The organism is Geopseudomonas aromaticivorans, from assembly GCF_019097855.1.
GTDB classification, from domain to species: domain Bacteria; phylum Pseudomonadota; class Gammaproteobacteria; order Pseudomonadales; family Pseudomonadaceae; genus Geopseudomonas; species Geopseudomonas aromaticivorans.
Genome location: NZ_JAHRGL010000001.1, coordinates 430,323 through 444,968, shown reverse-complemented (window position 1 = coordinate 444,968; position 14,646 = coordinate 430,323). Strand labels below are relative to the sequence as shown.

The 14,646-nt window shown below is 55.6% G+C and carries 18 protein-coding genes and 2 pseudogenes; 9 read left to right on the top strand and 11 right to left on the bottom strand.

Annotated elements, in window-relative coordinates; genetic code table 11:
- Nucleotides 1–182: 182 nt before the first annotated feature.
- From KRX52_RS02110 to KRX52_RS02085, 6 genes are all read right to left on the bottom strand, one after another.
- The gene (locus KRX52_RS02110; protein ID WP_217679484.1) at nt 183–1,181 is read right to left on the bottom strand and encodes a YncE family protein; all 999 of its coding nucleotides are present in this window, start codon (nt 1,179–1,181) and stop codon (nt 183–185) included.
- Between the two features lie 339 nt (nt 1,182–1,520).
- Nucleotides 1,521–1,691: a hypothetical protein gene (locus KRX52_RS02105; RefSeq protein ID WP_217679483.1), complete on the bottom strand. Its 171-nt coding sequence runs from the start codon at nt 1,689–1,691 to the stop codon at nt 1,521–1,523.
- Nucleotides 1,684–1,869, bottom strand: a complete 186-nt coding sequence (locus KRX52_RS02100) for a hypothetical protein (protein WP_217679482.1) — start codon at nt 1,867–1,869, stop codon at nt 1,684–1,686. Before KRX52_RS02100 ends, KRX52_RS02105 begins: the two co-directional genes overlap by 8 nt.
- Before the next feature lie 198 nt (nt 1,870–2,067).
- The gene (locus KRX52_RS02095; protein ID WP_217679481.1) at nt 2,068–2,856 is read right to left on the bottom strand and encodes an inositol monophosphatase family protein; all 789 of its coding nucleotides are present in this window, start codon (nt 2,854–2,856) and stop codon (nt 2,068–2,070) included.
- A 99-nt stretch (nt 2,857–2,955) separates the two neighbouring features.
- On the bottom strand, nt 2,956–3,216 hold the full coding sequence (locus KRX52_RS02090; RefSeq protein ID WP_217679480.1) for an AbrB/MazE/SpoVT family DNA-binding domain-containing protein: 261 nt from the start codon (nt 3,214–3,216) through the stop codon (nt 2,956–2,958).
- 120 nt (nt 3,217–3,336) lie between these two features.
- A complete protein-coding gene (locus tag KRX52_RS02085; RefSeq protein ID WP_217679479.1) occupies nt 3,337–3,783 on the bottom strand; it encodes a hypothetical protein in 447 nt (148 codons plus the stop codon).
- A gap of 86 nt (nt 3,784–3,869) precedes the next feature.
- Between KRX52_RS02085 and KRX52_RS02080 the strand changes: the two genes are divergently transcribed.
- The 9 genes and pseudogenes from KRX52_RS02080 to KRX52_RS20590 all read left to right on the top strand — a co-directional run bounded on the left by KRX52_RS02080 (nt 3,870) and on the right by KRX52_RS20590 (nt 8,656).
- Complete coding sequence (locus KRX52_RS02080) at nt 3,870–4,157, top strand: helix-turn-helix domain-containing protein (protein ID WP_217679478.1); 288 nt, start codon at nt 3,870–3,872, stop codon at nt 4,155–4,157.
- 189 nt (nt 4,158–4,346) lie between these two features.
- Nucleotides 4,347–4,679: an IS66-like element accessory protein TnpA gene (gene tnpA, locus KRX52_RS02075; RefSeq protein ID WP_217679477.1), complete on the top strand. Its 333-nt coding sequence runs from the start codon at nt 4,347–4,349 to the stop codon at nt 4,677–4,679.
- Nucleotides 4,676–4,843, top strand: a complete 168-nt coding sequence (locus KRX52_RS02070; protein ID WP_254797309.1) for a hypothetical protein — start codon at nt 4,676–4,678, stop codon at nt 4,841–4,843. The genes tnpA and KRX52_RS02070 overlap by 4 nt, the downstream gene beginning before the upstream one ends.
- Entirely contained in the window at nt 4,824–5,012 is a 189-nt protein-coding gene (gene tnpB, locus KRX52_RS02065) for an IS66 family insertion sequence element accessory protein TnpB (protein ID WP_217679476.1), read from the top strand. The genes KRX52_RS02070 and tnpB overlap by 20 nt, the downstream gene beginning before the upstream one ends.
- 81 nt (nt 5,013–5,093) lie before the next feature.
- Nucleotides 5,094–6,628, top strand: a pseudogene (gene tnpC, locus KRX52_RS02060) (IS66 family transposase).
- 199 nt (nt 6,629–6,827) lie between these two features.
- A complete protein-coding gene (locus KRX52_RS02055) occupies nt 6,828–7,475 on the top strand; it encodes a DUF6088 family protein (protein ID WP_254797308.1) in 648 nt (215 codons plus the stop codon).
- 32 nt (nt 7,476–7,507) lie between these two features.
- A pseudogene (locus KRX52_RS02050) lies at nt 7,508–7,771 on the top strand (hypothetical protein); the annotation flags it as partial.
- Nucleotides 7,772–7,798: 27 nt separating this feature from the next.
- Complete coding sequence (locus KRX52_RS02045; protein WP_217679474.1) at nt 7,799–8,164, top strand: histone-like nucleoid-structuring protein, MvaT/MvaU family; 366 nt, start codon at nt 7,799–7,801, stop codon at nt 8,162–8,164.
- A 318-nt stretch (nt 8,165–8,482) separates the two neighbouring features.
- Nucleotides 8,483–8,656 (top strand): helix-turn-helix domain-containing protein, encoded by a 174-nt coding sequence (locus KRX52_RS20590; RefSeq protein WP_254797335.1) that lies wholly within the window; start codon nt 8,483–8,485, stop codon nt 8,654–8,656.
- Here the strand turns inward: KRX52_RS20590 and KRX52_RS02040 are convergent.
- From KRX52_RS02040 to KRX52_RS02020, 5 genes are all read right to left on the bottom strand, one after another.
- Nucleotides 8,653–8,871, bottom strand: coding sequence for a BPSL0761 family protein (locus KRX52_RS02040; RefSeq protein ID WP_217679473.1), 219 nt, complete (start codon nt 8,869–8,871; stop codon nt 8,653–8,655). The two genes, KRX52_RS20590 and KRX52_RS02040, sit on opposite strands and share 4 nt — an antisense overlap.
- A 276-nt stretch (nt 8,872–9,147) precedes the next feature.
- The gene (locus KRX52_RS02035) at nt 9,148–10,440 is read right to left on the bottom strand and encodes a site-specific integrase (protein ID WP_217679472.1); all 1,293 of its coding nucleotides are present in this window, start codon (nt 10,438–10,440) and stop codon (nt 9,148–9,150) included.
- Entirely contained in the window at nt 10,437–10,976 is a 540-nt protein-coding gene (locus KRX52_RS02030) for a hypothetical protein (protein ID WP_217679471.1), read from the bottom strand. Before KRX52_RS02030 ends, KRX52_RS02035 begins: the two co-directional genes overlap by 4 nt.
- A 1-nt stretch (nt 10,977) precedes the next feature.
- Nucleotides 10,978–12,834, bottom strand: a complete 1,857-nt coding sequence (locus KRX52_RS02025; protein ID WP_217679470.1) for a hypothetical protein — start codon at nt 12,832–12,834, stop codon at nt 10,978–10,980.
- Nucleotides 12,821–14,581 carry a hypothetical protein gene (locus KRX52_RS02020; protein ID WP_217679469.1) on the bottom strand — a complete coding sequence of 587 codons (1,761 nt, stop codon included), beginning with the start codon at nt 14,579–14,581 and terminating at the stop codon, nt 12,821–12,823. The genes KRX52_RS02025 and KRX52_RS02020 overlap by 14 nt, the downstream gene beginning before the upstream one ends.
- Nucleotides 14,582–14,646: the final 65 nt, after the last annotated feature.

The following is a 14,646-nucleotide window of genomic DNA, read 5'->3' as shown; positions in this document are numbered from 1 at the left end:
CCTTGGAATAAGAACGCCGCTGCTTGATTTCCCGCATGAGAGCCTTGAAATGGTGTCCACGATAAATAGGTGGACACCATCTCTTAGCTTGGCGGGGTCAAACCAGACGGGATGCCCGGACGGTTACCAAACATGCACAACGGAGGTGCGCCGTCGGGAGGCGGTGTGGCTTCAACTGACAGTCAGCGCGCGACAATGCCATTGGGGCCGGCTGAGGTCGGGAACCTGGCAAGTTCCGCATGGCTTTTGAGGTCGACGACCGAAACGCTGTCTTCGAAGGCATTGCTGACATATGCCCGCGAGCCGTCGCTAGCGATGGAGACGCCGTGGGCTCCGTTGCCGACCTTGGTGGTGGCGATGAGACGGCCGCTGGCGGCATCCAGGATGGACAGGGTATGCCCCGGTGCTTGCCGGCTACCTTGATTGGCAACCACCAGCTGCGTACCGTCGGGCGTCACGGAGAGCTGGATGGGGCCGGGGCCGACGGGATAAGTGGCAATGAGACGGCGGCCCTGTAGGTCTACCACGGCCACTGCGTTCTCCCCGCTGAGGGAGATGAACAGCCGTTGGCCATCAGGAGCAAAGGCTACTTGCACTGGCTTGCTGCCGACTGCGATGCGGGCGGTCTGGGTGCTGCTGGCTACGTCGATCAGGCTGATATCGTTACTGTCCCGGTTGGCCACGGCTAGGGTGCGTCCATCCGGGGACAGACGCAGGCCATGCGGGTAGCTGCCGACCTTGATCCTATCCAGAATGCGTTCGGCGTCGAGGTCGACGACGACCACCGCATGACTGGCTGCGTCTGTTACGAAGGCGAGTTTGCCGCTGCGATCCGGGACCACATGCGCCGGATGGCCTCCGACCTGAATGATCCTCGCCGACTGTATCGACTTGTCGGCGTCGAACACCAATAGTCGCCCGCTTTGAGCATCATGGTCCCCATGCCCAGCCTTGGCATTGCCGCCAGGCATGCCAACAATCAGCAGGGTCTTGCGGTCGGGTGTCAAATCCACGTTATGCGGCAGAATATTGAGCGCCAACGTGCGGGTGGTTCGCGCTTCATCGTCGATGATCGTTAGACTGCCGGCGCCTTCGTTGGCCGCGTAGATGGTTGCGGCACTGCTCGCAGCACTGGCGAGCATGGAAAGCGCCATGCCGACGGCAGCTAGGACTGGTTTCATGGGAGTACTCCTGGCACGTGGGGCTGATGGTTCGATATACCCCTCCAGCCTAGATCGGCACAGCTTACTCTAGGCTTAGGCGGCCATTACAATTCGGTCAGGAGCCCAAGGGGGAATGGCTTCATTCAGCATGGGGGCCTCGTGTAGGGTCTGCTAGGTGGACGCCGGCGAAGAGCGGCGTGTCTACGTGGTGAACTCGTTGCCGCCGCCGGTGTGCGCGCCGATTCATGGGGACTGGTTTTGCTGGCAGAAACAGCTCCGGACGGGCTGGAGGCCTTGCGTGGCGCGGCGCCCGATAAGTAACGGAGCAGCTCCGCGGCTGGACCGCTCGCCTGAGCATCAACGAAAGCGGGCCCGCATGGCCTCTATGGGTAGCAGCTTGGAAGTGTGGACGGTGGCTATACGATCACACGCAACACGCTCGATGCGGAGATCCTCCAGCTCGTCGAGGAGTGCCCGGTAGGCCTTGGCGCTAAGGGTGATGGCTTCTTGCTTGGACTGGTCAGACATGGCTGCACTCCCTGTTGGCTCCCGCGAGGCGACCTGCAGGCTCCATAGTTTTGCCATGGGCAAGAGCTGCCTTTATGAAGTGGCATTGGTTGGCTGAAACACCGCCGCCCAGCCGTAGGGCCTCTTCCGTGAATTTCGCGATCATGGCGTTTTTGTCAGAGACTTTCTTGTGTTTCATGCCTACCTCATGCGGGGGGCTGAGATGTTAAGGGGCACTGAGTGATTACAGCCCCTCAAGCTGAATGTAGCGGCGCTGCCAGCCCATTTCCCGAGGCCGGCGGCGGATATTTGAACGCCACGCCGTCCTTCGCTTCGGGCGGATGCCGGCTAAAGTACACGCACGACCGCTTTTCCATTTTTGGGGAAAACGGGGCGATCAGGACGGGATCGAAAGTCGCTGCCGCCAAGGGCGTGCGGCCAGGTGTTGACTGGCTGCCAGATTGCCACCGAAACAGCTGCGGCACAGAGGTTTGTTCAGATCGTCGTAACGAATCGGATGGCCGTCTTGGTCAAGCAAGTCGCCGCCCGCAGCCTTGAGGAGGGCATGGCCGGCGACAACGTCGTGCGGCGCCACGGGGTAGAGCGAAACCCCCGCGATGCCATCGCCGGCGGCCACGCGCGCGAGCCGGTAGGCGATGCTGGGCATCGGGCTGAAGCCTGCTGGTGAACAAAGTTCGGCATTCAGCTCCGGTTTTTGGTTGGCGGCTGTGCTTACGAAGACCACCGTAGCGGCGTCGAGTTGCCGTGTGGCCAGGTCGGAGGAAATTTGTATGCCATTACGCAGAAGGCCAGTCATGCCAGACTCCCAGCTGATGCAGTCCGGTCCACGCGGAGAAGTCGGCGCATAGACAACGCCCAGCACTGGCTCGGAGTTCCTAAGCAACCCCACGGAAATGGCTGAGCCCTGCCGGCCTGCCAAAAAATCGGCAGTGCCATCGTTCGGATCCACCACCCAGCAATAGCGTGCCCCCGTCAGTGCGCTCCCCGTCTCCTCTCCCCAGAAGTCACCCGCTTGCAGTCCTAGCAGCCCCTCGCGTAGCTGGATCTCCACTTCGAGGTCAATATCGGCCTTGTCTCCTTCCCCGCGCGGGCCTCCGGGGCGATTGGCCTCGGCTACGATAAGCGTTCCGGCGCGCAGAATCAGTGGGATGACTTCGCTCAGCATGGGCTGGCCTTGAGCCTACGTCTTCCAGTTGGCTCAGCGGCGCTCCCTTGGTGTCTCGTCGAGGCAACTACCAAGAAATACTTAGCAGTTGAGCTCTGCTCATTCATCCCTGGGCGACTCCGGTGGCGCAGACTCCGCCTGTTCCTCGGCGAGTTCGCGCTCCCACTGGGCGACCAGAGCGTCGACGCGATCCGGAATCTTGGGCGTCTTCGACAGGACGAGGCGCGGCCCGTCGCCGACCCAGGCCTCGACCAAGTACAGCGAGTCTCCAACTTGGAGATCGAGCCGTTGCAGAACTTCGTCGGGGAGGCGCAGGGCTGGCTCCCCGTCCCAGTCTTCGATCGGCAGGTTGATCGGCATGGCCGCATTCCTTCTGTAATAGAGGTTTCCGCAGGGGGGGGGCGACGGCGGAGCGCTGTTCGCGGTTCCCACCGCTCAGGCCGTTAGTCGAGCGCATTCGTGACAGAGCTCAGCTCCTTGTCAGCTGCGTATGTCCTCGGCAGCGGAGAAAATAGCGCGCTCAGTTCGCAGCCGAGACAGATCAGAGCATGTCCCTTCTATATAGCAATGGCCACCCTCGATCACGTGGACGTAATTTGAGTACCCATCTCTATCGTCAACATCCACACGCAGCTCTTGTAGACGCTCCATTTTCCAGCCATCACTGCCATTCATGTAGCCGGGGCTGACTAGCATCACCTCTTCAACCCACATGCGATCGTGCTGCTCGCTGAGCAGCCGCTCAAGCTCTGGCGGGGATGGGATCAGCAACGTCCTGGTGAAGCTGTCGTCACCGGCTACATACCCGATGGTGGTGTAGAACCAGGGGCACCTGAGAGATAGCTCCACATAGCGCCAATGGAGAGAGTTTTCATCCCCAAACAGCCTTCCCAGAGGCATTTCTGCCTGGCGGTATGTCACAAACATGGCCTTCGCCCCACAAAATGAACACTATAGATTGTAGCTCTATAGTGTTCAATGGGGCCTTATCGTTCCTTTTGCGAGAGCAGCAAATGGAACTGAAAAAGGCATTCGGTATCGCCCTGAAGCGGCAGAGGCTGAATAAAAGGCTCCCACAAGAGGCTTTCTCGAACGTCAGCAGCCGAACCTACCTAAGCACGCTGGAGCGTGGGCTCAAGAGCCCTACGGTCGAAAAGGTGCATGAGATTGCATCTGCCATGGGGGTTCATCCGCTGACGATCTTGGCCGACTGCTACCTGCTACAGGACGAAACGCTCACCATCGACGATCTGTTTTCCCGCATTCGCATGGAGCTTGCTCAAAGCGAGCGGCCTGCCTGACGCCGCCCCCAAGATGCACCTATAGGACTCGAGCAGAAGGGCAGGTTGTAGTGGTCGAGCTGAACGCAACTGAATGGTCAGTGGGGAGTAAGCGTCTGCCGAACACATCTCCCCGCCATTTCCAGATCGCGGCATGGTGTCCACCTGTTTTTGGCGGACACCATTTCAAGCCACTTTCTGGAGGGTTTCATGCCACGACAGCGCCGCACATTCCCCAAGGTCTTCAAGGCCCAGGTCATCGAGGAGTGTGCCCAGCCGGGTGCTTCCATCGCCGGCGTGGCCCCGAGCCACGGGCTCAATGCCAACCTGGTGCATAAATGGATTCGCCAGCAGCGTGAGTCGCTGTCGAGCCTGCCGGCCTTTGTCTCGGTGCCGCTCGACCTGATCCCTCCCGGGCGAGCCCGCGCCGAGGTGCTGACGGTGCAGATCGATATTCCCCATCACCCCGGCAGCCTGTCGGTACGCTGGCCGGCACAGGACGTCGAGGGCTGCGCCCGTTTCCTGCGCGAGCTGCTGGCATGATCCGTATCGACCGCATCTGGCTGGCCACCGAGCCACTGGACATGCGCGCCGGCACTGAAACAGCGCTGGCACGGGTCGTTCAGGTATTCGGTGCGGCGCAGCCGCACTGTGCCTACCTGCTCGCCAACAAGCGGGCCAACCCGCATGAAGGTGCTGGTGCATGACGGCTTCGGCATCTGGCTGGCGGCACGTCGCCTGAATCAGGGACGCTTCGTCTGGCCTGGCAACGAACAGGGCGCACAACGCGAGTTGGCACCCGCGCAGCTGCAAGCGCTGGTGATCGGACTGCCCTGGCGACGACTGGGAGACGACGCGAGCATCAGCCTGCTGTAAGCCCGCGGACCGACATCACCGCTCGACAATTCACCGAACGCCCTATCGCCAGGCATGGGTGAGGCGATCACAATCGGCGGCATGCAACCGACCTTCGAGCACCTGACGCCCGAACAACTGCGCGCCCTGGCCGCGCAGCTGACGGAGCGTGTCGCAAGCCTTGATCAGCAGGTCTCCAGCCTCGATCAGCAAGTCCAGTATCACAAGACCCGCAACGAGCAGCTGGCCCACGAGATCGCCATCCTCAAGCGCCACAAGTTCGCCCGGCGCAGCGAGCAGCTCAGTCCCGACCAGATCAGTCTGCTCGACGAGCTGCTCGATACCGATATCGCGGCCATCGAGGCCGAGCTCCAGGCGCTGAATCCTGCGCCGGCCACCCGTGAATCCCGTCAGCCGCCCAAGCGCACCGCACTCCCGGCGCAGTTTCCACGCACCCGGATTCATCACGAGCCGGACAGCACCCAGTGTGCCTGCGGCTGCAAGCTCAAGCGCATCTGCGAGGACGTCAGCGAAAAGCTCGACTACACGCCGGGCACCTTCACGGTGGAGCAGCACATTCGCGGCAAGTGGGTCTGCGAGCAGTGCGAGACGCTGATCCAGGCGCCGGTGCCACCCCAGGTGATCGACAAGGGCATCCCGACTGCCGGCCTGCTGGCCCAGGTCATGGTCGCCAAGTACGCCGACCATATGCCGCTGTACCGCCAGGAAAAGATCTTCGGCCGCGCCGGCCTGGCCATTCCGCGCTCGACCCTGGCCGAATGGGTCGGTGCCTGTGGTGTGCAGTTGCAACCGCTGGTCGATGCGCTGCGGGACATCGTGCTGAAACAGCGCATCGTCCATGCCGACGAAACCCCGGTGCAGATGCTCGCCCCCGGCATGAAGAAGACCCAGCGGGCCTATGTGTGGGCCTATGCCGCCAGCCCGTTCGCCGATCTGCGCGCCGTGGTCTACGACTTCAGCCCCAGCCGAGCCGGCGAGCATGTCCGTGCCTTCCTCGGTGACTGGAAAGGCCAGCTGGTCTGCGATGACTTCGCCGGCTACAAGGCCTGCTTCGAGCAGGGCGTGACCGAAATCGGCTGCATGGCCCATGCCCGGCGCAAGTTCTACGACCTGCATGTGGCCAACCGGAGTCTGCTGGCCGAACAGGCCCTGCACCACATCGGTCAGCTGTACACCATCGAGCGCGAGGTGCGTGACCTGCCGCCCGACGAGCGACGGCGAATACGCCAGGCACAGGCCAGACCGCTCGCCGATACCCTGCACACTTGGATGCTTGCCCAGTGCGCCCGCGTCCACGAAGGCACGGCCATCGCCAAGGCGCTCGACTACAGCCTCAAACGCTGGACGGCCCTGGTGCGCGCTATCTCGATGACGGCAGGGTCGCCATCGACAACAACTGGTGCGAGAACCAGATCCGCCCGTGGGCGCTGGGCCGCTCGAACTGGTTGTTTGCCGGCTCGTTACGCAGCGCGCTGATGACGCTGATCCAGTCCGCGCGGCTGAATGGACATGATTCGTCTGCCTACCTGAAGGACGTGCTCACGTGCCTGCCGACGCAGCCTGCCAGCGCACTGGCCGAACTGCTGCCGCATTGCTGGAAACCCGGCGGGGTGTGATGCCCGGACGCTTACAGTGGGGATGAAAATCACTGCCGATGACTGTGCATTTGGATGGGCAAGTCAGTGCAATTACACTGTGTGTACCATGGAATCTGTGAACTACCCGCGAGGTGCCCTCGTGTAGGGCAGAGTTCTGTTCACCGAGGGCGGATGGCGACGACTCCCGACCTCGGATCTCAAGAAAGGGAGGGAGGGGATGGTTGAGGTTAAAACAGAACGCTTTGCACCTCCCGCTGAAGGTGCGTCCGCAACGGACTTGGCCTTCCGGCGAATCCAGCGCTTGCCCAGGGGGCGATTGTTCAGCCGCGCCCTGCTAGCGGATCTGGGTTCCCCCGCAGCCATTAGCAGGGCGCTGTCGCGTCTGTGCGCCCGCGGTGATCTGGAGCGCATCGTGCGCGGCGTCTACATGCGCCCCAAGCTCAACCGCTACATCGGTCAGGTCAGGCCGAGCGTGCAGCAGGTCGTCCGCCTGATCGCCCGGCGTAACAACGAAACCGTGCAGATGCATGGCGCTGAAGCGGTACGACAACTCGGACTCAGTACCCAGATGCCGATGGTCCCGATGTTCTACACCAGCGGACATAGCCGCACAGTGCGTGTAGGCGCCGCTGTCGCACATCTGCGGCATGTCGCACCTGACAAACTGCAATGCGCCGGCAGCCCTGCCGGCATAGCACTGGTCGCACTGCACTACATAGGCAGGAGAGGCGCTGACGATCGGGTGTTATCCCACCTCAAGGCTTTCTTGACCACTACAAGCGACGACGATCTCGCCATGCTTTATAGTTGCAAAATGCCCCTTTGGATGAGGAGCTTCGTCCAGAGTGGCATTCATCAAGATTAAACATGAACCCTGCTACCGCAGATACCTCTATCGTTACCAACCTGTTGCTGTCGGTGATGAGAGCCTTCGCCGAGTTCGAGCGCGTGCTGATCCGTGGTCGGCCGCGCGAGAGGATCGCCATGGGCAATCAACGTGACGCTTACCGGAGCCGGAAGAAGGCCCTGAGCGACGGCAGGATTGTCGAGCTGCGCCGACGCGCCGAGGCTCTGGAGCCGAAGACCGCCCTGACCCACGAGTTCGGCATCAGCAGGGCGTGTGCCCGCGTGATGGTGAGTGGCCGACAGCATTCGATTTGATTTCGTAACAAAACCTGAGGAGATGACATGTCCAAACTGGCCGAATTTCGGCGCGCCGAGCGTGAGCTGCAGAAGCAAATGGCCCTCCTGGAGCAACTTCAGGCTGACGCCAGTCTACAGCGCGAAATGGAGTTTGAAGACAAGCTGAAGGCGCTGATGGCGGACTACGACATGGATCTGGCGAAAGTAGTCGACATCCTCAATCCGCAGCCGGTCGAGCTTGAGGAAGCCGCACCGGCTACCGTGAAGCAGCGCCGCCCCCGCCAGCTGAAGGTATATGTGCAGCCGGTTACCGGCAAACGCATCGAGACCAAGAGCGCGAACCATGCCCAATTGAAGGCTTGGAAGGTCGAGTTCGGCGCTGAAGTAGTTGAGGGGTGGCGGCAAGCCTGAATGGCCATGCTTGACTTCGGGCAGTCACACACCGCCAAGGTAGTGGGGCCGCTCGACCTTCAAAAGCAAGCCAGCAACAGTTGCAGGTAGTGCTACGAAAAGCTGACCTGATCGCTTGGCTCAGCGGCAAAATCACCCAGCGAGTAGGCGCCCGCCGAAGCAGCCCCAAGAGCCTGCCGAGTCTCACCAACACAGCCTCGCCATCGCTGGCAGCCCCCATCCCATCCGTCATCGAGCCCGCAAGGGCGGCGGGCATCTGCACTTGGCTCAACACCGCGAGATGGATCCTGCCTTGCTCCAGCATATAGCGGGCCAGCTCTGCGGCCATCTCAGGATGCACTCGCGCTGGCTTGCAGCATCGACCGCAGCGACAAGGGGCGTATCGAGCGTGGTGAGGTCAACATCACCGTCGAGAAGCTGTACCGAATCGCTAGCATGCTGAGCTGCGATCCAGCTTCCCTCCTGCCTCCAGTGTCGGATTTACAGGGCTAGTCGATACTGGAGCTCAGGAAAGCCCATGGCAGCCCATCTTCGCGCTGTTCCTCTATCTTCCCGGCAAGCAGCACCTCATCGGCGGTCGGGTAGTGACGCAACAGACGACGCGCCTCAGTGCGCACGGCCTCAGGCAGCGACTTGTCACGGGACAAGTCGACCAGAAAATCTCGGGTCTGAATGATCGCGCGGGTGCGCTCATTTGGCATCGTCATACTGTTCTCCTCATATTCCTGTACTCCGACCCCGGCCAGCCGCAGACAGAAATATACTTCAGCTTATTTGCGGATTCAATGAATTCGCACTCTCGGTTTTTCTCCCATTCGGAGCGATTATCTGGGAGTAGTCAGGCTGTTGATTTATGCAGAAACAATATCGAACCATCCTGAAGCGTGAAGCGACTTGACTGATCTATCTGTTGCGGCAGGCTAGAATCGTTACAGGCTGAAGGCGATCAGCGACTTGGCATACTATCAGTGACATACCCTTTGTCAGTCCTCTATTATCTTGATTATCGCGGCCAGCGCCGCTTCTGGGGGCATATCTTTTCCGAGAGCCCCCGCAATCTCTGCTATTGAGGTCAGCTTGGAAGACGCATTCCTTGCTTCGATCTCATGCGATTTGAGAATGCTCTGAATCTCAGGGTCTTGTGTGAGGTGGACGTAAGTCGACAGAGTATCTCTAGAGGCATGGAAAGAGTCTTTCTGAGCTGCAGATAACGCTACGTCAAGGATGTTTGTCCTAGATATTTTGCTCAATTTGCTGATGTTTCTTGCTACCAAAATTGTGAAGTAGCGGTGGCGGAAGTTGTGATGTGATGTCCCTTTGAGTAAGTCTGCATGTTTGGATGATTCAATAACTTTCCGGTAGTAAGAATTAAATGTTTTTCGTGCTAGTGGTCGGCCTGTGCGTTCGTTGATAAGTATTTTATCGTGAATTTTGCATATGGGGTGAGCTTCTCTGGTTGTTATTATGAATTTGTAGATTTCTTGTAGCTCCGTGCGAGGTATCAAAACCTCACGGAAGAAACCTTTGTACTTTCCTTTTAGTACGGGTATGCCTTTAACTAAGTCATTGTCTTCATAGGCTTTGATGATTGAGCTTGCAGGTATGTTAATAACCTCTTCGAGCCGAGAGCCTGTAAACTCCAAAAGGGTGCTGAATACATACCATCTGTCGATAATGAACTGATTATGGCTATATTCGAAAATTGCTTCATGCCAAGCATTCAGTTCCACGTTTCGAATGAAGCTGATGGGTTCAACAGGAGTATCCTGAAAATCCTCTATGCAGAGGTGAGATAAAAGCCGCAGAGACCTTTGTCTGTTTCGCCTGTAATGATGTTCGATGGCGTTTATCTGATAGCTATTAGCCGACGGGTCACATGTCATCAGCGGGTGGAACGAGTTTTCAGATTGTGTGTGTTCTAGGAGGGACAATACACGTCTTACAGTTCTTTTGATCGTGGTGGAGTTGGCGCGGTTGGCGGACTGTAGGTACGTGACAAAGTCATACAGAGATTCGTCGTCTACTTCTAAAAGGGTTTTTTTCTTGTGCTCAAGAAACTTCTGAAATACATTTATGGTTTCAGCGTGACTGAATACTGTTTTACAGGACGGTCGCGCGCCGTAGCTGTTGGCGCCGCCGCCAAACTTTGTCAGGTAACTGTTTAACTCCCAGCAAAAATTCCCCGCAGAGTCAAATAATAGTGGTAATGGCGGGGGTTCGGAATGGCCATGGTTAAAAAGGAAATCAAGATTCGGAGATTTTGCAATATGGATCATGGCTTCACCAGTGTTAGATGAGCTCTGTTGAGTGCTCTGGTGTGGCTTTTAAGCACCTGCTGATATCTGAGATCCTGTCGCGTTTGCTCATCTACTCGGGTTGTTAATTGCATGTATGCCCGGTAGATCTCGCCTAATGCGTTTTGTAGGCTCTCGATCTGGCCTTTGAGGTTCGCAATTTCTTCGCTCTGGGAGCGCTTTGTTAGGCGCGGCTTTGGCGGTGGGTCAGCATGTGATTTGGATTGTTTATTGTAGGAGTTTAATGCGGCTGATAGTTGATCGGAGTATTCAATATTGTAGGGTTCTCGTGAAGTGTTGTATGAACAAGATGTAATGTCCAGTTCGGGATCAACCCAGGCAAGCACAGATTTAAAAGAAACTCCACGTTTGCTTCGATGTATGTCCAGCGAAGGAATGCTCCGGTTGTCTTTGACTGCATCCTTTATCAGGATGGTTTTGGTCAACAAGCTTTGGGTCTTCGCCTGCTTTTCTTGCAACTTTGCTTGGGATGTCTCACCTTTGGAGTATCGGCTCATTTTATTTGCTCGCGTAGATATAGATTTTCTGGTCGTTCAAAATCTTCAATTTGATGTGGCGGTGGCTGGATAGCTCTCGGAGATGCTCAGCTAGCAGCGCGCGATCACCCAACTTTACCTGGAGAGAGCATTCGGACAAGTCTTCCTCTAGGTCATCATCCACCAAGATATCTTTGCCCACATTGCCCTCCAAGAATTCCGTGAGGAACTCAAGCGTTTCACGCTCCCAGTCTGCTTGTGTCGAAATATCAGCGTAGTAAAGAGTTATGCTGGGTTCGATGTGGCCCATCATCCAGCGTAGGGGCTCAATGTCTGTCCCTTCACTAAGGTAGAAAAAGAAGGCCGCGAAAAAGCGCCTGAACTGATGGGGGCGCGCATACCAGCGCTTTTGGTCAATCAGGGGGACTGCAATCCAGTCCGAATACTGATCCAGCAGCTTACGGTTGACACGCTCATCTCGATCCGCATCTTTATGCGTATCCGAGGGCCATATTGAGGCCATGCCTGGGTGGCGACCTTCCATGAAGCTAATGTAGTCGTAGATGAAGTCCCAAATGACTTTAGGTATCGGGCGTTTGATGATCTCCAGTTCATTGCTGCTGCTAGACTTTGGGATTTTTAACTTTATATCCCATAGGCCGTCCATCTTTGAGAGGGTGAGACAATCCTTGTCTATTAACGAGGTGCTCAGTAGTCGACAAGCGGTGAAAGTGTGTATCAGTATTCGAGTTGTTATGGCGTAGAAGTCGATCAGTTCCCTTGTGGAGATATGGTCTCGTAAATCGGCGTGTGACTCATATTTTCCTCTTGAAAAAGAACACTTGCCGTAGGTTTTAATGTTTAGAGGTTTTAGCTCTTCAGGCATGGGAACTGCTTCCAGTGTCTGCCGCTTGAAAATATGGGAGTTGGCTTTTACTGTGGATTCGGCGTATTTAGAAAGGATGTTTGCGGTGTAATAGGTGTCCAGGTCTTGTATGTACTTTCGGAGGCTTGGTGCGTAGTCTCTGTGAAACTTGATGGCGTGGCTGATGTAGTGAAATGCAATGTTTGTCGGCATCAGAGGGGTTTGATTTTTATTGGGGAATCCCTTCGATATGGCATTGAGTATGTCGGTGATTTCATGTTTGCCGATTTCAAACTGGTATGCTTGGTGCTCTTTGGTTATGTGTAGATACGAAAGGTCGGTGCATTTATTCTGGATTGTCGAAATGCTTAGCGCCTGATCGTTATCATCAGGTTCGTATGCGGAATCGAACTCTCGCTCGGATGTAGTTGCGTCACGGTCTTTCAGCTTTTGAATCAAGGCTTTTCTGGTAATGGACGGAATGTCCATCCTTGCAATTTTATCGCTAATGTTGTTGCGGTTTCTGACAGTTGAGCCAAGTTCTGCATTCAACGCCGATACATGAATGCCCATGGCTACTAAATCATGTGCTTCCAAAAAGCTTTTGATGTGGCCCTTGGTGATGTCGGACAGAGTAAGGATTTTCGGGGGGCGGCTTGAGGCTATTCGGAGCTCTAGTACGTGATCGATGACTTCGAAAGCAGTTCGTATAAAGCCAACCAGAGCGTTGGGCCTTTTCGAGCTTGAGCTTTCGATCAGGGCGATAGCAGACGATTTTAGATCCTTTGACAACAAATTCCAGATTGAATCTGTTGCGTGGCTGTTGTTACAGAATTTATAATTGAAGTTTATTTTTGCGTACTTCGAGCTTGTCGGCGCCTGGGCAGGGGCGACCTTAAATCCTGTCCTGGGAACGAACCACTCGAAAGCGGTGGAGTGAGGATGTACCCAGTCAGGAAAGTCAGTGGGCGATGTAGATGTGGCCTCGCAGTTTCTGATCTTAGGCTTTTTCATTCATGATTTCCTCGATGAATTCGAAACTCATGTCTCGTGGAATTGCATCAGCCAGCATCTTGATCATCTTTCTGCTGCCCTCATCCTCGATCTTGATGATGATGGATTTGCACGTTTTTATGAGGTCTCTATCGTTCCCATATTTTGCATAAGAAACAATAAGTTCGATGGTTTTGGCTGAGCACAGAAAGTAGATTAGGCGGTGAGCTTCGTTGGTACCCGTCATGCGGTTATTCCGCTGGAGGTTTTTTACCAGGGCAATGAGTTGCTCTTTGGCGATGTTCTGAGTGTTGTTAGTGTTGTTGGTTTTGTCACTATCAGCAGCGGACAGGCCATCGGATACGAAGAGCATTATGTTCTGGTGGTCGCGAAGTTTTTTTCTGTGTACGAATTCTTGGATTTCAGGTGGGATGTAGTTCCTCAATGCTGTAAGAAGCGAATTTCCCAAATAAATGCTCGCCGAAAGTGCATCTCCACCGCTTTCAAGCCACTTCAATAACCCCCTGGATACCCTGATTTTTGGCATCGTTGGTTGGGCTTCGATCACCCAAGAAGGTAACGATTTGATAATCTCTTTAAAGGCTGCTTTTCTTCTTGCGCCAAGCATGCGATATGCTTCGGTTTCGCTGGCGCGAGTTTTGCTCGAGCTGTCCATTGCAAATAGATAATTTGAGGTCAATGTTTTGGCATGGAGAGATCTCATTTCGAGTAGCATGCATAGAACGATGTTTGCATCTATGTTGTCTGCTGTGACGTCGTCGGGATCGATGGTTCTGGGCGCGTGACGTTGTTTTAATGCGTTGGCTCTGGGTTTTAGTGTTGTTATCGTGACGCTGCCATCTTCACGAATTGCAATGAATTCACCATCTCTGGTTTTTTGGACTTTGGCATTGCATAGGTCTGTAACGTTTATTCCTAGTTCGTCCACGATAATACACATTGCGGCGACTGCAAAATCATCTGTAATTCCAAGGTGTTTTTTGATCTTGCTAGTCGACCAGGAGTGAGCATGGTGGGCGCCAGGGAATGATTTTCTGGTATAAAGTCCGCCTTGCTCTTCAGCGATGTAGGCGACGAGGTTGATGAAGCCGTTTGGATGTGAATGCGAGAAATAGCTTAGATTTTGTCCGTACCGAGATTGCATGGTGGGGTCTAAGTTGTCGGTTGTTTTCCGGATTTCCTCGATATCGCTTCGTTTAATCATTTCCTGCGTTTTGGAGAATTCGTGATATCCATCTATTACGATTTTTTTGCATTTGGCCAGAATTATTTGTCTGTGCTGTTCAATTTGTTGTGCAATGTCGTTAAGCGCGGCCTCTAGGGAGGGGGCTTGAACAGCGTCTGCTAAACTCAAGTAGCCTAGGATATTGCACTCCTTTTCGCTAAACACGTCCGACGATCTAGGAACAGGCGGGAGCAGCGTGTCACTGGGAAGTTTTTTTGCCTTTTGCAACTTGCTTAAGTAACTCCGAACTGCTTGGTAGTCGGAGATGACGGTGACCTCCTTGACTGGCTGCTCTTTGCCTTCTGCGATCTCAGTTCGCCGCCTGTAGAGGAATTTTCGGCACGCCGCTGTAATGATTCCTGGCCTCTTATGCCACTCCGGATCGAGCTGGTGTGCCAGTTGGATGAAATCACTGACATGACTGGCTCTCCGCCTGGGAGGATGCTTGGTCATGTAGGCAAGGATGTGGTCAGGGCAGCAGCCTCTGATATCATCCAAGAAATTTTTCGGCGTCCTGCTCATCGATCCCTACCTGAAATCGGTTCAGATAGTCAGTGTAGATGGTGCAGGGGCCTCCGCAAGGGTGA